Consider the following 23335-nt stretch of genomic DNA (forward strand, 5'->3'; position numbering starts at 1 on the left):
TATCGGCAGGAAGGCTCAACCCCTCGCCGCATCTTGTGGCGAAACCGGGGCCGGCTGCTCCTTATCCCCATCCTTGGGCCCTTTGATGGCCCCGCGCAGGAAAGACGGCACGCGGCCCTGGGCGACCGGTGCCATGATGAAGCTGAGGCCGAGAAACGGCAAGAGCACCATGAAGCTGACCGTCAGGCTCGCATGTTCGGCAACGAAGCCGAGCATCGGCGGCACACCGATATTGGCAATCAGAAGCGTCAACGCGAGCGCGGCAAGATTGTCGGCCATCGAACCGCGGCCGAGCGTGATGGTGGTCGCGACCGCCAGCGGGAAACCGAGCGCCACGCCGCACCCCATCAGAAACAGCGCGACGGCAGCGACGGCAAGGCTGCCGGTGGAGAGAAGCAGCACGAGACCGAGGGCCACACAGGTGGCCGACCCGCGCACCAGGGTCATGGTGCCGAACCGTTCACGCAGACTGTCGCCCACCATGCGCGTCGCACCCATGCCGATGGTAAAGCCTGCATAGAGGATGCCGGCGGTCGCCGCATCCGCATTCAGCACCTCGCGCAGGTAAAAGATGCCCCAGTCATAAACGGCGCCCTCGCTGATACCGATGCCGAACACCATGACGCAGATCAGGATGATGATCCGGTCCGGCAGGACAAACACTTTGCGCCGGCCGGTGGCAATCCGCGGCATGCGCTCCTCCTTCGGTGCGATCTTCAGGACGATCAGGCAACAGAGGACGACGATCAGCGCAGCGCCCAACTGGTGGTGAAAGGGCGAGACACCGTGTTCGGCCAGAAAACCGGAGGCAAGCGAACCGACGAGAAGCCCGACGGACCAGAAACCGTGACTGCGGGAGAGAACCTTTTGCCCCGTGCGCTGCTCGATACCGGTCGAGATCATGTTGGCCGCCACATCCAGGATGGTGCGAAAGAAACCGAACAGCAGGAAACAGAGGAAGAAACCGAGGATCGGCATGATCGTCAGAAGCGGCGTGATGAGCGCCGCAATCGACAACATCAGCGGCGCAGCAACCCGTGGCGTCAGGTAATCCGTGACCCGTCCGGCAATCGGCAAAGCGAGAAAGGTCCCGGCAGGTGCACCGAGCAGGGCGAGCCCCAGTACTGCCTTGTCGATGCCGAGCCTCCTCCTGGATCGACGGCAGACGGGTGAACAAGGAAACGAAGAGAAGCGCGTTGCAAAAGAACAGCAACGCAGGTGGCGCGAGAATCATGCTGGTTTATCCGGGGGCGGGAAGATCGCCGGCACCCTTGCACCACACTTCGGCAAGAACAAGGACGAAGGCCTCGCGTGCGGCTGATCGCTTTCGCGAAACCGACCGTAGTGACCTTCAGGAAACAGTTGCCGCAGGCTCCACGCCAGTCTGCCGTGCGAATGCTTCACAATTCTGTGGACTGCGTTATCCTGTTGTCACAATCGGGGAGAATGCGCATGCTTTTCCGTTCCGCCTACGCCCTGCTCTGTCTGCTGTGTGCCGCCCTGCCTTCGGCAGCCGCCGAAGATCCGGTTTCGGACGCGCAGAAGATCATCGCCAGCCAGATCAGCGCGCTGATGAGCGGCGATGCCGCCGTCGCCTATTCCTTTGCATCACCAGCCATCAGAAGCCTGTTTCCGTCGGAAATCCGCTTCCTCGACATGGTGAAAAAGCAATACGCGCCCCTTTCCAGCCCCGGCCACTACGCCTTCGGCCGGTCGAAACTGGTCGGCGGCGGCGAACTCGTACTACAGGAGGTGATCGTCACCGGACGGAACGCCAAGGACTGGAGCGCCATCTACGAGATGCGCCTGCAGGATGATGGCAGCTACAAGGTCAATGGGGTTCGGGTGCTGGCGAAAACCAGCAGCACCGGCATCTGACAGCCGCAGAAGATCCGCCGCTCAGTCGTCGCCGCGCGCCCAGGCTTCCTGGGTTTCGGCCATGAAATCCTCGTAACGCCCTTCGGCAATCGCCTTGCGGATGCCCTGCATCAGTTCCTGGTAATAGGAAAGATTGTTCCAGGAGAGCAGCATGCCGCCCAGCGCCTCGTTGGAGCGCACCAGATGGTGCAGATAGGCACGCGAATAATCGCGTGTCGCCGGGCAGTTCGACTGCTCGTCGAGCGGGCGCATGTCCTCGGCATGTTTGGCATTGCGGATATTCACCTTGCCCTTGCGGGTGAAGGCGAGACCGTGGCGGCCCGAACGGGTCGGCATCACGCAGTCGAACATATCGATACCGCAGGCAACCGATTTCAGGATATCGTCCGGCGTGCCGACGCCCATCAGGTAACGCGGCTTTTCGGTCGGCAGTACCGGCAACGTGATGTTGAGCATGTCCAGCATCACCGCCTGCGGTTCGCCCACCGCCAGGCCGCCGACGGCATAACCCTTCAGATCCAGCGCCTTCAGTCCTTCGGCGGAGCGCACGCGCAGCGCCGGCTGGTCGCCGCCCTGCACGATGCCGAACATCGCCTTGCCCGGCTGGTTGCCGAAGGCGATCTTGCAGCGCTCTGCCCAGCGCAGCGACAGCTCCATCGCCCGTTCGATCTCCTTCGGCTCGGCGGGAAGCGCCACACATTCGTCCAGCTGCATCTGGATGTCGCTGTCGAGCAGGCCCTGGATCTCGATCGACCGCTCCGGAGACATGTGGTGCGTGCTGCCATCCACATGGCTCTTGAAGGTCACGCCCTTCTCGTCGAGCTTGCGTAGGCCGGAGAGCGACATCACCTGGAAACCGCCGCTGTCGGTCAGGATCGGTTCCGGCCAGCGGATGAGTTCGTGCAGACCGCCAAGTCGGGCAACGCGCTCCGGACCGGGCCGCAGCATCAGATGGTAGGTATTGCCGAGAATGATGTCGGCGCCCCCCTCGCGCACCTGATCGAGATACATGGCCTTGACCGTGCCGACGGTACCGACCGGCATGAAGGCCGGTGTGCGGATCGTGCCGCGCGGCATGGAGATTTCGCCAAGGCGCGCCTTGCCGTCGGTGGCCTTCAGGGTGAACTGGAAGTTTTCGGTGGTCATCAGGAGGTCTTCCGGAAGAGCAGGCTGGAATCGCCATAGGAATAGAAGCGATAGCCCGTGGAAATTGCGTGGGTATAGGCAGCGCGCATCGTCTCAAGTCCCGCAAAGGCGGAGACCAGCATGAAGAGTGTCGAACGCGGCAGGTGGAAATTGGTCATCAGAACGTCAACCGCCCGGAAACGATAACCCGGCGTGATGAAGATATCGGTCGCCCCGGACCAGGCTTTCAGCGTGCCGTCCGGCTCTGCGGCGCTTTCGAGAAGCCGGAGCGAAGTGGTGCCGACGGAGACGATCCGCCCTCCCCGCGCCCGAACCGCATTCAGCGCGTCGGCGGTGGATGCGGGCACATGGCCGATCTCGGAATGCATCTTGTGTTCGGTGGTATCGTCCGCCTTGACCGGCAGGAAGGTGCCGGCTCCGACGTGCAGCGTGACGAAATGCCGTTCGATGCCGGCCGCATCCAATGCCGCAAACAGATCCGGCGTGAAATGCAGGCCGGCAGTCGGCGCCGCAACTGCGCCCTCTTCGCGGGCATAGATCGTCTGGTAGTCGCGGCTATCCTGTTCATCTTCCGGGCGCTTGGCGGCGATATAGGGCGGCAGCGGAATATGCCCGACGGCCATGATCGCCTCGTCGAGCGAAGGACCCGAAAGATCGAACCGGAGCGTGACCTCGCCCCCCTCGCCCTTCTCCTCCAGCACCGCATCGAGCGTGCCAAGAAAGCAGGCGCTGCCGGAATGACCGAAGCGAATGCGATCGCCGATCTTCAGCCGCTTGCCGGGTTTGGCAAAGGCCTTCCAGGCATCCGGGGCAATGCGCATGTGCAGCGTCGCCGAGACATGCAAATCCGGCGCACCGTCGCGCGAGCGGATGCCTTCCAGCTGGGCCGGAATGACCTTCGTATCGTTGAAGACCAGCGCATCGCCGGCTTTCAGGAAGGACGGCAGGTCGCGAACCACATGATCGGCCAGCGTCTGCGCTCCATCCGGCCGAACGACGAGCAGACGGGCGCTGTCGCGCGGGCTTGCGGGCCTCAGCGCGATATTCTCCTCCGGCAGGTCAAAATCGAACAGGTCTACACGCATCGTGGGTTCCGGGTGTTTTTGAATACCATCAGGCTGTCATCGCCGTGTCATGTCGTCGGTTCGGGCACGCTGATAAAGGTTGGGGCGCAAAAAGAAAAGCGCCCCGGAGAACCCGGGGCGCCCGTTTTCGCTCATGATGTCAGGATCAGGCGGCGATATCGGCCGCGACCTTCATCGAAACGATCGAGTCCGGATCGGAAACCGGCTCGCCCTTCTTGATCTGGTCGATGAAGTCCATGCCGTCGATGACCTGACCCCAGACCGAGTACTGTTTGTTCAGCCACGGAGCATCGGTGAAGCAGATGAAGAACTGCGAATTGGCCGAATTCGGGCTCTGCGAGCGGGCCATGGAGCAGGTGCCGCGCACATGCGGAACAGCCGAGAACTCGGCCTTCAGGTCCGGCTTGTCGGAACCGCCCATGCCGGCGCGGCCCGGGTTGAAGCTCTCGCCACCCTTCTTGCCGAACTTCACGTCGCCGGTCTGCGCCATGAAATCGGCAATCACGCGGTGGAACACAACGCCGTCATAAGCACCTTCGCGGGCGAGTTCCTTGATGCGGGCCACATGGCCGGGCGCGAGATCCGGCATCAGGGCGATGACGACCTTGCCCTTGGTGGTTTCCATGATGATGGTGTTTTCCGGATCCTTGATCTCGGCCATGTTATTCTCCTTGGTGTTGGGGCGTTTTGCCCATTATTTCCCAACGGTGACCTTGATCATCCGGTCGGGACTGGAAACTTCGCCATTGCCGCCCTGGCCACGCTTGATCTTGTCGACATTCTCCATGCCGGACACGACCTTGCCGATGACGGTGTACTGGCCGTTGAGGAACGAGCCCTTGTCGAACATGATGAAGAACTGCGAGTTCGCCGAGTTCGGATCCTGCGAGCGTGCCATGCCGACCGTGCCGCGCTCGAAGGGCACCTTCGAGAACTCGGCCGGGATGTCGGGGAGCTCGGAGCCGCCCATGCCGGCGCGCCGGGCATCAAATCCCTTGTCCATATTGCCATACTGCACGTCGCCCGTCTGGGCCATGAAGCCGTCGATCACGCGGTGAAAGGCAACATTGTTGTATTTGCCCTCAGCGGCCAGTTTTTTCACCTGGGCAACGTGCTTGGGCGCAACCTCCGGCATCAGCTGGATGACAACCGGACCATCCTTCAGCTGGATGGTGAGGAAATCATCGGCTGCGGCCAGCGCCTGCGAGACGAAGGAGGCGGCAGCCAGTGCACCGGCAAAGGCAAGGGTCATCAATTTCATCGGACAACTCCGTTTGGGAATGAGGACAGTCAGCGTTTCAGCTTCTGTGTCAGCGCATCGAGAACGGCGCCCGGCACGAAGGCCTTCACGTCGCCGCCCATGGAGGCGATCTGGCGGACCAATGTGGCCGTAATCGGTCGCGAGGCAGTACCTGCCGGCAGGAAGACCGTCTGGATGTCCGGCGCCATCTGCGCGTTCATGCCCGCCATCTGCATTTCATAATCGAGATCCGTGCCGTCCCTCAGCCCCCGGATCAGGATTTTCGCGCCCTGATCGCGTGCAGCGTGGATGACCAGATTGTCGAAGGCAACAACCTCCAGGGTCTCCAGACGTTCCGGCAGCGCTTCGGCGAGCGATCGGCGGATGAGCTCTGCGCGCTCCTCGAAGCTGAACATCGGCACCTTGCCCGGATGAACGCCGATGCCCACGACCAGCCGATCGGCCACATTCAGCGCCTGGATCAACACGTCCAGATGGCCGTTGGTCATCGGGTCGAAGGAACCGGGATAAAAGGCGGTCGTCATGATACCTCTCGGGGCATTCTGTCTGGCGATTCCACCGCCTTGTGTCATGCCGGCGCCGGCTTCGCAAGCGCGGTTGCCCATGAACCGCGGATGAATGGCCCGTTCAAGCCCGTTTCAGCCCGACAATGGTTTAGTGCCATCACTGACCGGAAGGAAAACCTCCAGGCCCGGTCGGATGGAGATAAACGATGCTTGCCGTTCTCGTTCTTGCCGCTGTGCTGACGTCCTTCGGGATCGAATGGATGTTCGACCTGTCGTGAGACAAATCCTTAAAGATTCCTGAACGCCAGATGAACGGCGCTTTCAGGGTGGCTTCAGAGGGAAAAGGTTAAAGCTCTTTCATACTGGTGCGGAACCTGTTCGCATCGAACGCGTTCTTGAGAGAAGAAGGAACTTGGAAATGTTCGCCAAGAGGAAAACGGCCATGCCGGACACGATTACGATGATCAATCTGGTCTGGACCGCAATGATCGCCGTCATGATGACTGCAACTTTCACTCTTTACCAGGGCAAGTCCGAAGCGCCTCAGTTCAACTATACCCAGCTCACGGGTCAGTATAACGAGCAGCCCTACTACTGAGGGCTGACGCTCACAGAGACAGGAGTTACTGCCATGTATGTTGCTATGATTGTGCTTGCCGGATTGATTAGCACCATGTTCGTTGCATCCGTGGCAACCTCCATTACCGAACTTCGGCGCGAGCGCGAAAATCTTCGCGAGTTTGCGCGGCGCCACAGCGCGTTCTGATCTTCCCTCCCAGGACCAAGACGCTCCTCAAGAAAAAAGCCGGGTCATGAACCCGGCTTTTTTCGTTGTCGTCTGACGTTCAGAAACCTGAACAGACACTGAAGCCGAGGGCGGCGGAAAGTCCCGCCACCCGATCGGCGCTTCCGTCGTCCTATTCCGTCTCGCCGCCCGGCGCCGGTTCGCCCAGATCACCGGTTTCCGCTGTGATCTCTTCTGCCAGCACGCCGTTTTCGTCGTCGCCTTCCGGCTCGCTGATGCGCTCGACGGACACAACCTTCTCGTCCTTGGCGGTGGAGAAGATCGTCACACCCTTCGTCGCGCGGCTGGCGATACGGATGCCGTCCACCGGCACGCGGATCAGCTGGCCACCGTTCGAAACGAGCATCAGCTGGTCCTTGTCATCGACCGGGAAGGCGGCAACCAGTTCACCAATCTCGTTGGTCTTCGACGTATCGGTGGCGCGGATCCCCTTGCCGCCGCGGCCCGAGGTGCGGAAATCGTAGGACGAGGAACGTTTGCCGAAACCACGCTCCGAGATGGTCAGAACGAACTGTTCGTGCGCCTTCAGATACTCGTAGCGCTCGTCGCTCAGCTGACCTTCCTCGGTCACTTCTTCGCCGACGAGAGCGATATCCTCTTCATCCACGCCTGCGGCGCGACGCTCGGCAGCCGACCGCTTGAGATAAGCCGCACGCTCCCACGGTTCCGCGTCCACATGGCCGACAATGGTCATGGAGATCAGGCGATCGCCGTCGGCAAGCGTGATGCCACGCACGCCGATCGAATTGCGGCCAGCGAAGACGCGCACGTCGTCCACGGGGAAACGGATGCACTGGCCAAGTGCCGTCGTCAAAAGCACGTCGTCACCCGGCATGTTGAGATCCGGATTCGGCGGCGAACAGGTCTCGACGGAGAGAATCTCGTCACCCTCTTCTTCCAGCTTCATCGCGATCTTGCCGTTGCGGTTCACCTGGATGAAGTCGGACAGCTTGTTGCGGCGCACCGTTCCACGCGTCGTCGAGAACATGACGTCGAGATTTGCCCAGCTGTCCTCGTCCTCGGGCAGCGGCATGATCGTCGTGATGCGCTCGCCGGGCTCCAGCGGCAGCATGTTGATGAGCGCCTTGCCGCGCGATTGCGGCGTGCCGATCGGCAGGCGCCAGACCTTTTCCTTGTAGACGATGCCGCGCGAGGAGAAGAACAGCACCGGTGTATGGGTGTTGGCGACGAACAGGCGCGTGACGAAATCCTCGTCGCGCGTTGCCATGCCGGAGCGACCCTTGCCGCCGCGGCGCTGCGCCCGGTAGGTGGTGAGCGGCACCCGCTTGATATAACCAAGGTGCGAGACGGTGACCACCATGTCCTCGCGGGCGATGAGGTCCTCATCGTCCATATCCGGGCCGCCATCCATGATCTCGGTGCGCCGTGGCGTGCCGAACTCGTCGCGCACGGCGGCCAGTTCATCCTTGACGATGGTCTGAATGCGCAGGCGGGACGACAGGATATCGAGATAATCGCTGATCTCGGCGCCGATCTTGTTCAACTCATCCGCGATTTCGTCACGGCCGAGAGCGGTCAGGCGGGCCAGACGCAGTTCGAGGATCGCGCGGGCCTGTTCTTCCGAAAGATTATAGGTGCCGTCCTCGTTGATCCGGTGACGCGGGTCGTCAATGAGCCGGATAAGGGATTCCACATCCTTGGCCGGCCAGCGGCGTTCCATCAGCTGTTCGCGGGCAGTTGCCGGGTCCGGAGCCCTGCGAATCAGGCTGATCACCTCATCGATATTGGCCACCGATATGGCGAGACCGACCAAGACATGCGCACGGTCACGCGCCTTGCGCAGCAGGTATTTTGTTCGCCGGCTAACGACTTCCTCACGGAAGGTGACGAAAGCCTTCAGCATGTCGATCAGCGTCAGCTGTTCCGGCTTGCCGCCGTTCAGCGCCACCATATTGCAACCGAAGGATGTCTGCAGCGGCGTGTAACGATAGAGCTGGTTCAGGATGACATCGGCATTGGCATCGCGCTTCAGCTCGATGACGACGCGGTAGCCCTGGCGGTCCGATTCGTCGCGCAGGTCGGAAATGCCTTCGATGCGCTTCTCGCGCACCAGTTCGGCGATCTTCTCGATCATCGTCGCCTTGTTCACCTGGTAGGGAACTTCGGAGATGATGATCTGCTCACGGTCGCCGCGCATCGGCTCGACGCGGGCGCGGCCGCGCATGATGACGGAACCGCGGCCGGTCTCATAGGCCGACTTGATACCGGAACGGCCCAGCACCAGCGCACCGGTCGGGAAATCCGGGCCCGGAATGATCTGCATCAGTTCGGGCAGTTCGATCGCCGGATTGTCGATGAGCGCAATACAGCCGTCGATGACCTCGGAGAGGTTATGCGGCGGAATATTGGTCGCCATGCCGACGGCGATACCGCCTGCACCATTGACCAGAAGGTTCGGAAATTTGGCAGGCACCACGACCGGCTCCGACAGCGTGCCGTCGTAGTTGTCGCGGAAGTCGACGGTTTCCTTGTCGAGATCGTCGAGCAGCGAATGCGCCACCTTCTGCAGGCGGCATTCCGTATAACGCTGGGCAGCCGGCGGATCGCCGTCGATCGAGCCGAAATTGCCCTGACCGTCGATCAGCGGCATGCGCAGCGACCAGTCCTGCGCCATGCGGGCCAAGGCGTCGTAGATCGCCGCATCGCCGTGCGGATGGTATTTACCCATCACGTCACCGGTCACACGCGCCGACTTCACGTATTTCTTGTTCCAGTCCAGCCCGAGTTCGTTCATCCCGTAAAGGATGCGTCGATGAACCGGCTTCAGACCGTCACGCACGTCGGGAAGCGCGCGGCTCACGATGACGCTCATGGCGTAATCGAGGTAGGAGCGCTGCATCTCCTCCATGATGGAAATAGGTTCGATGCCGGGAGGCAGCTTTCCGCCGCCGGGGGTGCTCTGCTCAGTCAAATCGGATACGATCTCTGTTCGGAATCAGTTGTTTCTTTATAGCGGAACGGCTGTGCGAACGCCAATTTGCGCGATGGTTTTGAACAGGCTTTTGCGCCATTTGCAGGGCATTTCACCAGAATGCCCCCTGGGCCCTCAGTCAAGAGCTGTTTGTTCATGCAATGTGGTCTATCCTTGCCGGAGACGTTCGGCAAGCACGCGAACAGGGAGAAACGGCATTGGCGACGGCAGACAGCATCATGAGCGCGTTCACCACGCTCCTCGTCACCCTGGATCCGCCCGGCCTCGCGCCGATCTTCCTCGGCCTCACCGCAGGGCTCGATCGCGCCCAACGGCGCCAGGTCGCGCTCAGAGGCACGCTGATCGCCTTTGCGATCCTCACCGTGTTTGCGCTGTTTGGCGCCGGCATCCTTTCGGTGCTCGGCATTTCCATGGGCGCCTTCCGCATCGCCGGCGGGCTGCTCTTGTTCTGGATCGCCTTCGAGATGATCTTCCAGAAGCGCAACGATCGCAAGGAAGAGACCTCGAAGACGGCGATCACCATCGACCACATCCAGAACATCGCCGTCTTTCCGTTGGCCTTGCCGCTGATTGCCGGCCCCGGCGCCATTTCGGCAACGGTCCTTCTCGCCGGTTCCTTTGCCGAACCGCTCGACAGGGTCATTCTGATCGGCATGCTGGTTGTCACAATGGCGATCGTACTCGCGGCGCTTCTGGTGGCCGACCGGCTGGACCGCTTTCTCGGCGTGACGGGCCGCGCGATTCTGACACGCCTGCTCGGCGTTCTGCTCGCCGCTTTGTCGGTACAGTTCGTCGTGGATGGTGTCCGTTCGGCCTTTGCGCTCTAGAGAACGGGGGCTCCACGCCAAAACTCGTCACGATCCTTCAGAGCCGCGACCGCGCTTTAGGTCTTTGTTTTTTCAGATGTCGTTATCGCAAAACCGCCGCCCGCTTTTGCGCGACATGCTGTCAAAGACAAACGACCGGCAGCTGCTGATCCCACACACCTGCCGGCCGACACGTCTGAACATCCCAAACGGCGAACGATACCGCGAAAACCGCCCCGTTCGCCGCCTCTGGAAACGCCGTTCTCAGAACGGGATATCGTCGTCCAGATCGCGCGCAAAACCGCCGCTGCCGCTGCCGGAGGACTGGCTGCCGCCACGGCCGGCGCTTGCCGGCGCGCGATCGTAATCGTCATAACCACCGCCGAAATCGCCGCCAGCATTGCCGCCGCTGCGACCGCCGCCATACCCGACATTGCCACCACTCATGCCCTCGCCGCCGCCACGGCCATCGAGCATCGTCAGCGTCGAGTTGAAGCCCTGCAGCACGATTTCCGTCGTGTAGCGGTCATTGCCGTTCTGGTCCTGCCACTTGCGGGTCTGCAACGCGCCTTCGATGTAAAGTTTGGCGCCCTTCTTCACATATTGCTCGACCACCTTGCAGAGGCCTTCGTTAAAGACCACGACATTGTGCCATTCGGTCTTTTCGCGCCGTTCGCCGCTGTTGCGGTCGCGCCAGCTTTCCGACGTCGCGATGCGAAGATTGGCAATCGGCCGGCCGTCCTGCGTGCGGCGGATTTCCGGATCCGCCCCGACATTCCCGACCAAAATCACTTTGTTGACGCTGCCAGCCATCTCATCACCCTGTCTGCCGCCTCGCGCGGCCATTCGCATTGGTTTGGGGCGGCAGTGTAAACCATCACCGCCAGCCGCAGGAAATCATGCTGCCTTAATCCACAAGCAAATTTGTTCTTTATTTGTTCTAGTATTTCGCTATGATCCTGTCAACAACCTTGGACGTAGGGATCGAATCGAAAGCCGCAGTCACGGCAAGTCTCGGCTCGACACCAGCCGAGGGATCACTAAATAAGGGGCTTGTCCTCCCAAAGAGCCTTTTCACGATGAGCGAACTCAAGACGATTTCCATCCGCGGTGCCCGTGAGCACAATCTCAAGGGCATCGATCTCGATCTGCCCCGCAACAGCCTGATCGTGATGACCGGTCTTTCGGGGTCGGGCAAGTCCTCGCTCGCCTTCGACACGATCTACGCGGAAGGCCAGCGGCGCTATGTCGAAAGCCTGTCGGCCTATGCACGCCAGTTCCTGGAAATGATGCAGAAGCCGGATGTCGACCAGATCGACGGACTGTCACCGGCGATTTCGATCGAACAGAAGACGACCTCGAAGAACCCGCGCTCGACGGTCGGTACCGTTACCGAGATCTACGACTATATGCGCCTTCTTTTCGCCCGTGTCGGTGTGCCCTATTCGCCGGCCACGGGCCTGCCGATCGAGAGCCAGACGGTCAGCCAGATGGTCGACCGGGTACTCGCCTTCGGCGACGGCACCCGCCTCTACATCCTCGCCCCGATGGTGCGCGGACGAAAGGGCGAATACAAAAAGGAACTGGCGGAGCTCATGAAAAAGGGCTTCCAGCGCGTCAAGGTCGACGGCCAGTTCTACGAGATCGCCGATGTTCCGGCGCTCGACAAAAAATACAAACACGATATCGACGTCGTGGTGGACCGCGTCGTGGTGCGCAGTGATATCGGCGCGCGTCTCGCCGACAGTCTGGAGACCTGCCTGAAGCTGGCCGATGGTCTGGCCGTGGCGGAATTTGCCGACAAGCCGCTGCCGCCGGAGGAAACGGCTGCCGGCGGTTCGGCCAACAAGTCGCTGAACGAGACGCATGAACGCGTGCTGTTTTCGGAAAAATTTGCCTGCCCGGTGTCCGGCTTCACCATTCCGGAAGTCGAGCCGCGCCTGTTTTCCTTCAACAATCCCTTCGGCGCCTGCCCGACCTGTGACGGTCTCGGCGCGCAGCAGAAAGTGGACGAGAACCTGATCGTTCCTGAGCCGGAACGCACGTTGAAAGATGGCGCGATCGCGCCCTGGGCCAAATCCACCTCGCCCTACTACAACCAGACGCTTGAGGGCCTCGGAAAGGTGTTCGGCTTCAAGCTGACGGACCGCTGGTCGAAACTGTCGAAGGACGCGCAGCGCTCCATCCTGCACGGAACCGAAGAGAAGATCGAGTTCAGTTACGCCGACGGCGCGCGCTCCTACAAGACGACGAAGACCTTCGAGGGTATCGTGCCGAACCTCGAACGCCGCTGGAAGGAAACCGACAGCGCCTGGGCGCGGGAAGAGATCGAGCGGTACATGTCGGCCGCCCCCTGCCCTGCCTGTGCCGGCTACCGGCTGAAGCCGGAGGCTCTGGCGGTCAAGATCGATCGGCTGCACATCGGCGAAGTGACAGAAATGTCGATCAAGGTGGCACGCGACTGGTTCGAGGCGCTGCCCGACAAGCTGACCGCCAAGCAGAACGAGATTGCCGTGCGGATCCTGAAGGAGATCCGCGACCGGTTGCGGTTCCTCAACGATGTGGGCCTCGATTATTTAAGCCTGTCCCGTTCCTCCGGCACGTTGTCAGGCGGCGAAAGCCAGCGCATCCGGCTCGCCTCGCAGATCGGTTCCGGCCTGACCGGCGTTCTCTACGTGCTGGACGAACCCTCGATCGGCCTGCACCAGCGCGACAATGCGCGCCTCCTCGATACGCTGAAGCACCTGCGCGACATCGGCAACACGGTGCTGGTCGTCGAGCACGACGAGGATGCGATCCTGACGGCCGATTATGTCGTCGATATCGGCCCGGCCGCCGGCGTGCATGGTGGCCAGGTGGTGGCGGCCGGCACGCCGAAGGAGGTCATGGCCAATCCAAAATCGCTGACTGGCAAGTATCTCTCCGGCGAACTGGGTGTCGCCGTGCCTGCCGAACGGCGCAAACCGAAAAAGGGCAAGGAGATCAAGGTCGTCGGCGCCCGCGGCAACAATCTGAAGAATGTCACCGCCTCGGTGCCGCTTGGTCTGTTCACCGCCGTCACCGGTGTCTCCGGTGGCGGAAAATCGACCTTCCTGATCGAGACGCTCTACAAGGCGGCGGCGCGGCGCGTGATGGGCGCCCGCGAGATCCCGGCGGAACACGAGCGCATCGACGGGCTGGAATTCATCGACAAGGTGATCGACATCGACCAGTCGCCGATCGGCCGCACGCCGCGCTCCAACCCGGCCACCTATACCGGCGCCTTTACGCCGATTCGTGACTGGTTTGCCGGCCTGCCCGAAGCAAAGGCGCGCGGTTACCAGCCCGGTCGCTTTTCCTTCAACGTCAAGGGCGGCCGCTGCGAAGCCTGCCAGGGCGACGGCGTTATCAAGATCGAGATGCACTTCCTGCCGGATGTCTATGTCACCTGCGATGTCTGCCACGGCAAACGCTACAACCGCGAAACGCTGGACGTGCTGTTCAAGGGCAAGTCCATCGCCGACGTGCTGGACATGACGGTGGAAGAAGGCGTGGAGTTCTTTTCCGCCGTGCCGGCGGTGCGCGACAAACTGCAGGCGCTGTTCGAGGTCGGCCTGGGCTACATCAAGGTCGGCCAGCAGGCGAACACGCTGTCCGGCGGCGAGGCGCAGCGTGTGAAGCTCGCCAAGGAACTGTCGAAACGCTCGACCGGCAGAACGCTCTACATTCTGGATGAGCCGACCACCGGCCTGCATTTCCATGACGTCGCGAAACTTCTGGAAATGTTGCACGAACTGGTCAACCAGGGCAATTCGGTGGTGGTGATCGAACACAATCTGGAGGTCATCAAGACCGCGGACTGGATCATCGACATCGGCCCCGAAGGCGGCACCGGCGGCGGCGAGGTGGTGGCGACAGGCACGCCGGAAGATGTTGTGAAGGAAAAGCGGTCCTATACGGGTCAGTTCCTGAAGGAACTTCTGGAGCGGCGGCCAATGCGGAAGGTTCAGGCGGCGGAGTGATGCACCTCACCAGATGGTGCCGATGGGAAAGGTACGGAAGGCGGCATCCACTGTGACGAGCGGGGCATCCTCGCGGGCCGGCACGATCTCCTCGCCCGCCTCACGCTCATCGAAACGTCAATCTAGTCCTTTCACCTGCGGGTCTCAATGGGAGCTTCACATGACATCAAGCGGCATCATCCGCACCGGCATCGGCGGCTGGACCTTCGATCCCTGGGAGGGCACCTTCTACCCGGAAAAGCTGCCGAAGAAGCGGCAGCTGGAATTTGCCAGCCGTGAACTGACGGCGATCGAGGTGAACGGCACCTATTATTCCAGCCAGAAGCCAGAAACCTTCGCCAAATGGGCAGCCGAAGTGCCGGAGAATTTTGTCTTTTCGCTGAAGGCAAGCCGGTATTGCACCAACCGCAAGATACTGGGCGAAGCGGGCCCGTCGATCGAGAAATTTCTGGGCCAGGGTATTGCCGAACTCGGCCCCCATCTGGGGCCGATCCTCTGGCAGTTCATGGGAACGAAAAAATTCGAACCGGAGGACTTCGAAGCTTTTCTGGCCCTGTTGCCGAAAGAGCTTGAAGGACTGCCCCTGCGACACGTGGTGGAACCACGTCATGAAAGCTTCTGCAAGCCGGATTTTGTGAGGCTGCTTTCCAAATACAACGTGGCGGCGGTCTGCGCCGATCATGCCGATTACCCTATGTTTGCCGATGTTACCGCCGATTTCGTTTATGCGCGGCTGCAGCGTGGCACGGATGACACTGCGACCTGTTATCCGGAGGCCGAGATCGGCCGATGGGCGGACCGGCTGGAGACCTATGCGAAGGGCGGCGTTCCGGCCGATCTGCCGCTGAACGCTCCGGACCATCGGGCTCCTGACAGCCCGCGCGACGTCTTTGCCTTCTTCATTACCGGCGGCAAGGTCAATGCGCCGAATGGCGCGCGCCTGTTGCAGAAAAGAGTGGCGGGCTGAACAGACAGGTCACGCCTTAACCGAGGCGTTGCACCGCCTCGGCAATGTGCAGGATCAGCGTTTCCGCGGTCAGGCCGCGGCCACCCAGTTCACCTGCCTCGCCGTGCAGCCAGACGCCGGCGGCGGCCGCCTCGAAGGTCGGCATGCCTTGCGCCAGAAATGCGCCGATGATGCCGGCCAGCACGTCGCCGGAGCCTGCGGTGGCAAGCCAGGGTGGTGCATTCTCGTTGATCAGCGCCCGCCCATCCGGTGCCGCAATGACGGTGTCGGCGCCCTTGTAGACGATGGCGGCATGCGCCCGTTTTGCGGCCGCCTGCGCGCGTCCCACCTTTCCGAGGCCGCCATCGGCCGCAAGGTCGGGAAACAGGCGCGCGAATTCTCCCTCATGCGGCGTCAGGACAAGGTGCGGATCGCCCGCGGAAAATGCGTCGAACAGACGGTCCGGGTCTTCGGCAAAGGAGGTGATGGCATCGGCATCGACAACCACCGGGTAGGAGCTGACGCGCTGCGTAAAACGCCGTGTCCTGTCACCGATGCCAAACCCCGGGCCGATGACGAAGGCGTGCAGTTTCGCAGTGGACAGAAAGCCCGATAGTTCGGCCTCGGTGTCCGTCTGGCGCAGCATGACGGCCGTCAGCGCCGGCGCCTGCACCGCCATCGCATCGGCCGGCGAAGCAACGGTCACCAGCCCGGCACCCGCCGTGAGGCCGGCTGCGGCCGAAAGCCGCGCCGCCCCGCTTTTCTCCGCACCACCACTGAACACGGCAAGATGGCCGCGACGATATTTGTGGACACCGCTGTCCACCCGGGGAAACGATGCGGCCCAGATCTCTGGTCCGTTGACGGCGATCCTGCCGGCCGACGCCCGGATGATCCGATGAGGAATGCCGATATCGAAGACCTCGATCGGACCGCAGAGGTCGCGTCCCGGCATCAGCAGATGCCCCGGCTTGCGCGTCATGAAGGTCACCGTGCGCGCCGCCTGGAATGCCGCACCGAGCGCTCTTCCCCGCAGACCGCAGAGGCCGGAGGGCAGGTCGATGGCAAGTACCGGCAATTGTGCGGCCTCAACCCGTGCGATGATGGCTGCCACTTCGGGCGGCACCTCTCGTGAAAGCCCGGCCCCGAAGATGCCGTCGATCACCACATCGCCTGGTCTCGGCGTGTAATCGACAAGCGGAAGTACCGGCAGGCCGCACCGCCGAAAGGCGGTTAGCGCATCGCCCCTCAGCCGATCCGGATCACCGAACGAAAACAACGCGACGTCAGCCCCGGTTTCCGCCAGCGCACCGGCCGCGACATAGGCATCGCCGCCATTGTTGCCCGGGCCGCAGAGAGCCACGAAGCGGAGAGCACCCGGCCAATGGCGAAGGGCTGCGGCCGCCACCGCCCGGCCTGCCCTCTCCATCAGGTCAAATGAGTCGAGCCCGGACGCGCTTGCCGCGGCATCCGCCGTCGTCATTTCGTCCGGAGTGAGCAGAATTTTTGCAATTGCCGACATGCAATCATTGAAGCCGCCGCCGGGCGAAAAGACAAGCGGCTTTCCAGAGGTCGATGTGCATAAACTTTCAGCTTTTGCATTGAAAATAATCAATAACTGCAGGCCGATGGAAAATCCTGGGGCACTGCAGCTGCCGCGTCATCCAGCCTCTTGCCAGCGACCTCGCGAAACCATAGCCTGCAATGCGGCAAGCGGGGAGACTGCCGGCTTTAAGCCAGTCACGGCGGGAAGCATCAGCAGGAACCTGTGCGCGTTTGGCACGATACCTGCATAACGACGGGCGGACGGGACAAAGCCCGTCCCAAGGGAGAAGCGGAGAGATATTTTCTCATGAAAAAGATCGAAGCGATCATTAAGCCTTTCAAACTGGATGAAGTTAAGGAAGCGCTTCAAGAGGTCGGACTGCAGGGCATTACGGTGACGGAAGCCAAGGGTTTCGGTCGCCAGAAGGGGCATACCGAGCTTTACCGGGGTGCCGAATATGTGGTGGATTTCCTGCCGAAGGTGAAGGTGGAAGTCGTTCTGGCTGACGAGAATGTTGATGCCGTGATCGATGCCATCCGTAATGCGGCACAGACGGGCCGTATCGGTGACGGGAAGATCTTCGTGTCCAACATCGAGGAAGTCGTGCGTATCCGCACCGGCGAAACGGGCGTGGACGCCATCTAAAAGAACCCGGATTTCCTAAACACCGGGCAAGCAAACCAATCTTAAAAGTTCAAGGGAGCTTCCATGACGACCGCAAGCGACATCATGAAACAAATCAAGGAGAACGACGTCAAGTTCGTCGATCTGCGCTTCACCGACCCCAAGGGCAAGCTGCAGCACGTCACGATGGACGTTTCGGCCGTGGATGAAGACATGTTCGCCGATGGCGTCATGTTCGACGGTTCGTCGATTGCCGGCTGGAAGGCGATCAACGAGTCCGACATGGTCCTCATGCCCGACACGGCGACGGTCCATATGGACCCCTTCTTCGCCCAGTCGACCATGGTGGTCATCTGTGACATTCTCGATCCGATCTCGGGCGAAGCCTACAACCGCGATCCGCGCGGCACGGCCAAGAAGGCGGAAGCCTATCTCAAGGCGTCGGGTATCGGCGACACCGTTTTCGTCGGGCCGGAACCGGAATTCTTCGTCTTCGACGACGTGAAGTACAAGGCCGACCCCTACAACACCGGCTTCAAGCTCGATTCCTCCGAACTGCCGTCGAACGACGACACGGATTACGAGACCGGCAACCTTGGCCACCGTCCGCGCGTCAAGGGCGGCTATTTCCCGGTCCCGCCGGTCGACAGTCTGCAGGACATGCGCTCTGAAATGCTGACGGTTCTCGCCGAAATGGGCGTTGTCGTCGAAAAGCATCACCACGAAGTGGCGTCTGCCCAGCACGAACTCGGCGTGAAGTTCGACACGCTGGTGCGCAATGCCGACAAGATGCAGATCTACAAGTATGTCGTGCACCAGGTCGCCAATGCTTATGGCAAGACGGCCACCTTCATGCCGAAGCCGGTCTACGGCGACAACGGATCGGGCATGCACGTGCATCAATCGATCTGGAAGGATGGCAAGCCGACGTTTGCGGGCGATGAATATGCCGGCCTGTCGGAAAGCTGCCTCTATTACATCGGTGGCATCATCAAGCATGCCAAGGCCATCAACGCCTTCACCAACCCGACGACGAACTCCTACAAGCGTCTGGTTCCGGGTTATGAAGCGCCGGTTCTGCTCGCCTATTCGGCACGCAACCGTTCGGCCTCCTGCCGTATCCCGTTCGGCTCCGGCCCGAAGGCCAAGCGCGTCGAAGTGCGCTTCCCCGATCCGGCCCAGAACCCCTATCTCGGTTTTGCCGCCATGCTGATGGCTGGCCTCGACGGCATCAAGAACAAGATCCATCCGGGCAAGGCCATGGACAAGGATCTTTACGATCTGCCGCCGAAGGAACTGAAGAAGATCCCGACGGTCTGCGGCAGCTTGCGCGAAGCCCTCGACAGCCTCGACAAGGACCGCAAGTTCCTGACCGCCGGCGGCGTGTTCGATGACGACCAGATCGACGCCTATATCGACCTGAAGATGCAGGAAGTCATGCGCTTCGAAATGACCCCGCATCCGGTCGAGTTCGACATGTATTATTCCGCCTGACCCCTTCCGTCAGGTCAGACACCATCCGCACCGGCAGCCCAGGCTGCCGGTGTTTTACGTTGAAGCATACCCCGTGTCCCACACCCGGTGAGACCGGCGGATCAGGAGAATGTGATGCCCCGAAGCACAAGCAAGCCCCGTCCGCTCGACTGGGTCCTCTTCCTGCTCGTCCCGGTGTTCTTCTCCTCCAACATCATCTTCGGCCGGGGAATCACCGGCGATATCGGCCCTTTCATCACCGCCTTCCTGCGCTGGTTCGGTGCAACACTGATCATGGTGCCCTTCCTCTATCGGGATCGAGACGCCTGCCTCGCCTTCGTCAGGCAGCACAGCCGCCTGTGGCTTCTCCTTGGCGTGCTTGGCATGGGCATCTGCGGCGGGTTCGTCTACTGGGCGCTGACGCTGACGACGGCGTCGAACGCCACGCTGATCTACACGACATCCTCGCTTTTCATCATCCTGTTCCAGTGGCTGTTCGAGGGGCGCCGCCTGAACGGCCGGGAAATCCTCGGCATGATCATCGCCTTCGCCGGCGTCGCCGTCATCGTCCTCAAGGGGGATCCGGAAGCCGTCCGGCATTTCCGCTTTAATGTCGGCGATTTCGGCGTTCTCGTCGCCGCCGTCGCCTTTGCGGTCTATTCCATGCTGCTGCGCAAACCGGCAATCGCCACCATAAAACCGATCTCGCTCTTCGGGCTTCTGGCCGCCTCCGGCGCCTTGGTTCTGCTGCCGCCTGCCGTGATCGAGCTTTTTTCCGCAGCCCCGTTGCCGGACAGTGCCGACGACTGGCTGAAACTCGCCGGCATCATCGCTTTTGCCTCGCTCTCGGCCTTCTATTGTTTTCAGCATTCCGTGCGGGTCTTCGGCCCGGCAAAAGCCGGCATGACGCTTTATATGATGCCGCCGGTTTCGATCCTGCTGGCCATCCTGTTTCTGGGCGAAAGTTTCGAGGCCTATCATGCCGCGGGCATCGTGCTGGTCACCGGCGGGGTCGTTCTGGCAACCGCGCAGAAGCGGCAGGCGCTGAAGGCAGCCGGGTGAGCGTCCAGATTCTTGCGCTGTCTGAAACACTCACCCTTGATGTCAGTTTTGTGAATGCCCACATGGGATGCGAAAGGAAATTCGCGCCATGAAACAACGAAACGCAAAATTCACGATCGGCGAAGTCGTTCGCCACAAGGTCTTTCCGTTCCGCGGAGTTGTGTTCGATGTGGACCCCGAATTTGCCAACACCGAAGAATGGTGGAACGCAATCCCGGCCGAAATCCGTCCACACAAGGACCAGCCCTTCTACCATCTGCTGGCGGAAAACGACGAGACGGCCTATGTCGCCTATGTCTCCGAACAGAACCTGGAGCATGATGGCAGCGGCATTCCGCTGAAGAACCCGCAGATCGCCCAGATCTTCGAAGAAGCACCGTCGGGCCAGCTGAAGCCGAAGGCGATCCTCGCCCACTGATCCTCCAAAGCCTGAAACGCAGAAGGACGCCCGATGGGCGTCCTTCGAATGTGTACTGGTCTGATCAGCCTGATTACTGGCCGGCCTTGGCGGCGTTCTGGGCGTCTTCCAGCTTCTTGCGCGCTTCTTCGGCCTTCTTCTGCATGCTTTCCTGCAGGCTGCGCTGGCTCTCAGCAAGCTGCGACTGCGAAATCGGCTTGCCATCGAAAGCGCCGGTGAAGCCGTTCAGCGAAACCTTGATCGGGTTTGCAGCGCGGCGGAAGTTGACCGAGGTGAAGACCACTTCCGTGCCCTTCTTGAGGCTGGCGATCATCGGGTCCGTCAGCGGAATTTCGGCCGTGCAGCGGTCCGGAATGCACAGAACGTAGTCGAGCTTCTGCGCCTTGGCGCCGTCGATCTGCATGGTGATGCCCGGCTGGATCAGGCGAGCCGAGGGAACCGACACCTGCATGATCTTCCGGTTCACCTGGCCTTCGACCGTGATGAGGCCAACGGCCGTGATCAGCTGGCCGTTCTGCGACAGAAGCACGTTCTGCACGGCGCAGACATCGCTATCGCCCTGCTTGTCGCAGGTCTTGAACCAGCCGAGCGGCGGGGCGCCGGCCGATGCGGCAGCGTCCTGCGCAATCGCAGCCACGGGGCCTGCACAGATGGACAGGGCAAGGGCGGACACAGCCGTCCTGATAACTTTGTGTGCGTTGATCGTCATACCGAGATCCGTCTCCTGAAAGCGGTTTTCCGAAGCCTGCAACGGCTGCTTCGTGCCGGGGGTCTTTCGCCACCACCTGTCGTTTAAATGAGGCAATTGAATGACCCGCCCGTTCGCCTCACCTGTTACATCGCCGATCCTTCGATATCCAGTCTTAACTTCATCGATTTGGCGTTTGCTTTGAAGTTTCGTGGATCGGCAATTGGTTTTTGCCACGCCGATACGTTAGCTTTACGCGAATCACGCTTCCAACGTTTGACACGAGGTGACCATGCGCCGCCTGACATTGTTGTCCCTGACCCTTGTTCTTTTCGCCGGCCAGACGCTGGCCGACCCCGTCCACGGCATTGCCATGCACGGCACACCGGCCCTGCCTGCCGATTACAAGCACTTTCCTTACGTCAATCCGGATGTGAAGAAGGGCGGCAAGATCGCCTATGGCGTCGTCGGCACCTATGACAGCCTGAACCCCTTTAACCTGAAGAGCATCCGCACCACCGCACGCGGCATGTGGGACAACATCTTCGGCAACCTTGTCTACGAATCACTGATGGTGCGCTCGTCCGACGAACCGTTTGCGCTTTACGGTCTGCTGGCGGAAAGCGTCGAATGGGATGAAAACCGCACCTTCATCCAGTTCAATCTCAACCCGAAGGCAAAATGGTCGGACGGCCAGCCGGTAACGCCGGAGGATGTCATCTTTTCGCTGGAGGTCCTGCGCGACAAGGGCCGCACCCCGTTCAGCAACCGTCTGAAGCCGGTCGACAAGATGGAAAAGGTTGGTGCACACAGCGTGCGCTTCACCTTCAACAACAAGGTCGATCGCGAGTTTCCTCTGATTCTCGCCTTCGCCACGCCGATTCTGCCGAAACATGCGATCGATGCGGCAACCTTCGACCAGTCGACGCTGAACATCCCCGTCGGCTCCGGACCGTACAAGGTGAAGTCCGTTACCCCCGGCCAGAAGATCGTCTACGAGCGCGATCCCAACTACTGGGGCAAGGACGTGCCCGCCAAGGTCGGTTTCGACAATTACGACGAGATCTCCGTCGAATATTTCCTGCAGGAGAACACGCTGTTCGAAGCCTTCAAGAAGGGCGCGATCGACGTTTATCTCGAGGGCAATCCGACGCACTGGTCACGCGCCTATGATTTTCCGGCCGCCAGCAATGGCGACGTGGTGAAGGACGTCTTCAAGCCGGAACTGCCGACCGGCATGCTGGGTTTCGTCTTTAACCTGCGCCGGCCGATCTTCCAGAATGCCGGCGTGCGCGAGGCCCTGTCGATGGCCTTCGATTTCGAATGGGCCAATCGCAACCTGTTTGATGGCGCCTATACGCGCACCGAAAGTTTCTGGCAGAACTCGCGCCTCTCCTCGCTCGGCCGTGCAGCCGATGAGAAGGAACTGTCCATCCTCGGATCGGCAAAGGACCGGATCTCGCCGGATATTCTCGCCGGCAAACCGACCCTGTTGGTATCGGATGGCTCGGGCGGCGACCGCAAGATCCTCAAGGAAGTGGTCGAGACACTGAAGAAGGCCGGTTATGGAATCAAGAATGGCAAGATGGCGGACGCCTCCGGCACCCCGCTCGCCTTCGAGATCATGACGCAGAACCAGGACCAGGAGAAAGTCGCGATCGCCTATCAGCGTACGCTGAAGATGATCGGCGTCGAGGTGTCGATCCGCACCGTCGATGATGCGCAGTACCAGAGCCGGTCCGGCTCCTTCGATTACGACGTGATCATGAAGTCCTATCCCTCGTCGCTGTCGCCGGGCATCGAGCAGGTCGGGCGCTGGGGCTCCGATTCGAGGGACCGTCCCGGTAGCTTCAATTTCGCCGGCCTTGGCGATGCGGATGTCGATCGCGCCATCCAGGCCATGCTGAATGCCCGCAGCACGGAGGATTTCACGGCGGCTGTCCGCGCTTATGACCGGCTGCTGCTCTCCGGTCACTATCTCGTGCCGCTTTACCATATCGGCGAACAATGGGTTGCGCGCTGGAAGCATATAGAGCATCCCAGCGCAACGCCGCTCTACGGTTATCAATTGCCGACCTGGTGGGATGCCCGCGCCCAGAAGTAAGCGCCGCCCTCCAACAACCCGAAAGGACAAGAC

General features: G+C 61.1%; 21 protein-coding genes. 11 read left to right on the forward strand and 10 right to left on the reverse strand.

The window, feature by feature from the left end; translation table 11 throughout:
- Positions 1-15 precede the first annotated feature (15 nt).
- Positions 16-1218 (reverse strand): MFS transporter, encoded by a 1203-nt coding sequence (locus tag OU993_RS25390; RefSeq protein WP_268162531.1) that lies wholly within the window; start codon positions 1216-1218, stop codon positions 16-18.
- Positions 1219-1452: 234 nt separating this feature from the next.
- Between OU993_RS25390 and OU993_RS25395 the strand changes: the two genes are divergently transcribed.
- Positions 1453-1878, forward strand: coding sequence for a DUF4864 domain-containing protein (locus tag OU993_RS25395; RefSeq protein WP_268161702.1), 426 nt, complete (start codon positions 1453-1455; stop codon positions 1876-1878).
- 21 nt (positions 1879-1899) lie between these two features.
- Here OU993_RS25395 and tgt read toward each other — a convergent pair whose 3' ends face one another.
- The 5 genes from tgt to coaD form a co-directional block, all read right to left on the reverse strand.
- Positions 1900-3024: a tRNA guanosine(34) transglycosylase Tgt gene (tgt, locus tag OU993_RS25400; protein ID WP_268161703.1), complete on the reverse strand. Its 1125-nt coding sequence runs from the start codon at positions 3022-3024 to the stop codon at positions 1900-1902.
- Positions 3024-4109, reverse strand: coding sequence for a tRNA preQ1(34) S-adenosylmethionine ribosyltransferase-isomerase QueA (queA, locus tag OU993_RS25405; protein ID WP_268161704.1), 1086 nt, complete (start codon positions 4107-4109; stop codon positions 3024-3026). Before queA ends, tgt begins: the two co-directional genes overlap by 1 nt.
- Before the next feature lie 145 nt (positions 4110-4254).
- Positions 4255-4770, reverse strand: coding sequence for a peptidylprolyl isomerase (locus tag OU993_RS25410; protein ID WP_268161705.1), 516 nt, complete (start codon positions 4768-4770; stop codon positions 4255-4257).
- Between the two features lie 33 nt (positions 4771-4803).
- On the reverse strand, positions 4804-5370 hold the full coding sequence (locus OU993_RS25415) for a peptidylprolyl isomerase (RefSeq protein ID WP_268161706.1): 567 nt from the start codon (positions 5368-5370) through the stop codon (positions 4804-4806).
- A 29-nt stretch (positions 5371-5399) separates the two neighbouring features.
- Complete coding sequence (coaD, locus tag OU993_RS25420; RefSeq protein WP_268161707.1) at positions 5400-5894, reverse strand: pantetheine-phosphate adenylyltransferase; 495 nt, start codon at positions 5892-5894, stop codon at positions 5400-5402.
- A 424-nt stretch (positions 5895-6318) separates the two neighbouring features.
- Between coaD and OU993_RS25425 the strand changes: the two genes are divergently transcribed.
- On the forward strand, positions 6319-6474 hold the full coding sequence (locus OU993_RS25425) for a hypothetical protein (protein ID WP_268161708.1): 156 nt from the start codon (positions 6319-6321) through the stop codon (positions 6472-6474).
- 33 nt (positions 6475-6507) lie between these two features.
- Positions 6508-6642, forward strand: a complete 135-nt coding sequence (locus OU993_RS25430; RefSeq protein WP_268161709.1) for a hypothetical protein — start codon at positions 6508-6510, stop codon at positions 6640-6642.
- Between the two features lie 151 nt (positions 6643-6793).
- Here the strand turns inward: OU993_RS25430 and gyrA are convergent, their stop codons facing one another.
- Positions 6794-9613, reverse strand: coding sequence for a DNA gyrase subunit A (gyrA, locus tag OU993_RS25435; RefSeq protein ID WP_268161710.1), 2820 nt, complete (start codon positions 9611-9613; stop codon positions 6794-6796).
- A gap of 218 nt (positions 9614-9831) precedes the next feature.
- On the opposite strand from gyrA, the gene OU993_RS25440 reads away from it, so the two are divergent.
- Entirely contained in the window at positions 9832-10461 is a 630-nt protein-coding gene (locus tag OU993_RS25440) for a MarC family protein (RefSeq protein WP_268161711.1), read from the forward strand.
- Positions 10462-10704: 243 nt separating this feature from the next.
- Here OU993_RS25440 and OU993_RS25445 read toward each other — a convergent pair whose 3' ends face one another.
- Positions 10705-11253, reverse strand: a complete 549-nt coding sequence (locus OU993_RS25445; RefSeq protein ID WP_268161712.1) for a single-stranded DNA-binding protein — start codon at positions 11251-11253, stop codon at positions 10705-10707.
- Between the two features lie 266 nt (positions 11254-11519).
- Between OU993_RS25445 and uvrA the strand changes: the two genes are divergently transcribed.
- The gene (uvrA, locus tag OU993_RS25450) at positions 11520-14441 is read left to right on the forward strand and encodes an excinuclease ABC subunit UvrA (protein ID WP_268161713.1); all 2922 of its coding nucleotides are present in this window, start codon (positions 11520-11522) and stop codon (positions 14439-14441) included.
- A 160-nt stretch (positions 14442-14601) separates the two neighbouring features.
- Entirely contained in the window at positions 14602-15408 is an 807-nt protein-coding gene (locus tag OU993_RS25455) for a DUF72 domain-containing protein (RefSeq protein ID WP_268161714.1), read from the forward strand.
- 16 nt (positions 15409-15424) lie between these two features.
- Here the strand turns inward: OU993_RS25455 and OU993_RS25460 are convergent, their stop codons facing one another.
- Positions 15425-16909 carry an NAD(P)H-hydrate dehydratase gene (locus OU993_RS25460; RefSeq protein ID WP_268161715.1) on the reverse strand — a complete coding sequence of 495 codons (1485 nt, stop codon included), beginning with the start codon at positions 16907-16909 and terminating at the stop codon, positions 15425-15427.
- Between the two features lie 330 nt (positions 16910-17239).
- On the opposite strand from OU993_RS25460, the gene OU993_RS25465 reads away from it, so the two are divergent.
- The 4 genes from OU993_RS25465 (at position 17240) to hspQ (ending at position 20510) form a co-directional block, all read left to right on the forward strand.
- Positions 17240-17578 carry a P-II family nitrogen regulator gene (locus OU993_RS25465; RefSeq protein WP_165219483.1) on the forward strand — a complete coding sequence of 113 codons (339 nt, stop codon included), beginning with the start codon at positions 17240-17242 and terminating at the stop codon, positions 17576-17578.
- A 63-nt stretch (positions 17579-17641) separates the two neighbouring features.
- Complete coding sequence (gene glnA, locus OU993_RS25470) at positions 17642-19051, forward strand: type I glutamate--ammonia ligase (RefSeq protein ID WP_268161716.1); 1410 nt, start codon at positions 17642-17644, stop codon at positions 19049-19051.
- A 114-nt stretch (positions 19052-19165) separates the two neighbouring features.
- Positions 19166-20092, forward strand: a complete 927-nt coding sequence (locus OU993_RS25475) for a DMT family transporter (protein WP_268161717.1) — start codon at positions 19166-19168, stop codon at positions 20090-20092.
- Positions 20093-20180: 88 nt separating this feature from the next.
- On the forward strand, positions 20181-20510 hold the full coding sequence (gene hspQ, locus OU993_RS25480; RefSeq protein WP_268161718.1) for a heat shock protein HspQ: 330 nt from the start codon (positions 20181-20183) through the stop codon (positions 20508-20510).
- 73 nt (positions 20511-20583) lie between these two features.
- Here the strand turns inward: hspQ and OU993_RS25485 are convergent, their stop codons facing one another.
- On the reverse strand, positions 20584-21219 hold the full coding sequence (locus tag OU993_RS25485; protein ID WP_268161719.1) for an invasion associated locus B family protein: 636 nt from the start codon (positions 21217-21219) through the stop codon (positions 20584-20586).
- A gap of 271 nt (positions 21220-21490) precedes the next feature.
- Here OU993_RS25485 and OU993_RS25490 point away from each other — a divergent pair, with 271 nt between their 5' ends.
- Entirely contained in the window at positions 21491-23302 is a 1812-nt protein-coding gene (locus OU993_RS25490) for an extracellular solute-binding protein (RefSeq protein ID WP_268161720.1), read from the forward strand.
- Positions 23303-23335 lie beyond the last annotated feature (33 nt).

It is taken from the genome of Rhizobium sp. SL86, assembly GCF_026672545.1.
Taxonomy (GTDB): domain Bacteria; phylum Pseudomonadota; class Alphaproteobacteria; order Rhizobiales; family Rhizobiaceae; genus Neorhizobium.

Excerpts from the sequence above, each read along its gene's own strand:
- OU993_RS25395 (WP_268161702.1), top strand. The coding sequence starts at position 1,453 with ATGCTTTTCCGTTCCGCCTACGCCCTGCTCTGTCTGCTGTGTGCCGCC.
- tgt (WP_268161703.1), bottom strand. The coding sequence starts at position 3,024 with ATGACCACCGAAAACTTCCAGTTCACCCTGAAGGCCACCGACGGCAAG.
- queA (WP_268161704.1), bottom strand. The coding sequence starts at position 4,109 with ATGCGTGTAGACCTGTTCGATTTTGACCTGCCGGAGGAGAATATCGCG.
- OU993_RS25410 (WP_268161705.1), bottom strand. The coding sequence starts at position 4,770 with ATGGCCGAGATCAAGGATCCGGAAAACACCATCATCATGGAAACCACC.
- OU993_RS25415 (WP_268161706.1), bottom strand. The coding sequence starts at position 5,370 with ATGAAATTGATGACCCTTGCCTTTGCCGGTGCACTGGCTGCCGCCTCC.
- coaD (WP_268161707.1), bottom strand. The coding sequence starts at position 5,894 with ATGACGACCGCCTTTTATCCCGGTTCCTTCGACCCGATGACCAACGGC.
- OU993_RS25425 (WP_268161708.1), top strand. The coding sequence starts at position 6,319 with ATGCCGGACACGATTACGATGATCAATCTGGTCTGGACCGCAATGATC.
- OU993_RS25430 (WP_268161709.1), top strand. The coding sequence starts at position 6,508 with ATGTATGTTGCTATGATTGTGCTTGCCGGATTGATTAGCACCATGTTC.
- OU993_RS25445 (WP_268161712.1), bottom strand. The coding sequence starts at position 11,253 with ATGGCTGGCAGCGTCAACAAAGTGATTTTGGTCGGGAATGTCGGGGCG.
- uvrA (WP_268161713.1), top strand. The coding sequence starts at position 11,520 with ATGAGCGAACTCAAGACGATTTCCATCCGCGGTGCCCGTGAGCACAAT.
- OU993_RS25455 (WP_268161714.1), top strand. The coding sequence starts at position 14,602 with ATGACATCAAGCGGCATCATCCGCACCGGCATCGGCGGCTGGACCTTC.
- OU993_RS25460 (WP_268161715.1), bottom strand. The coding sequence starts at position 16,909 with ATGTCGGCAATTGCAAAAATTCTGCTCACTCCGGACGAAATGACGACG.
- OU993_RS25465 (WP_165219483.1), top strand. The coding sequence starts at position 17,240 with ATGAAAAAGATCGAAGCGATCATTAAGCCTTTCAAACTGGATGAAGTT.
- glnA (WP_268161716.1), top strand. The coding sequence starts at position 17,642 with ATGACGACCGCAAGCGACATCATGAAACAAATCAAGGAGAACGACGTC.
- OU993_RS25475 (WP_268161717.1), top strand. The coding sequence starts at position 19,166 with ATGCCCCGAAGCACAAGCAAGCCCCGTCCGCTCGACTGGGTCCTCTTC.
- hspQ (WP_268161718.1), top strand. The coding sequence starts at position 20,181 with ATGAAACAACGAAACGCAAAATTCACGATCGGCGAAGTCGTTCGCCAC.
- OU993_RS25485 (WP_268161719.1), bottom strand. The coding sequence starts at position 21,219 with ATGACGATCAACGCACACAAAGTTATCAGGACGGCTGTGTCCGCCCTT.
- OU993_RS25490 (WP_268161720.1), top strand. The coding sequence starts at position 21,491 with ATGCGCCGCCTGACATTGTTGTCCCTGACCCTTGTTCTTTTCGCCGGC.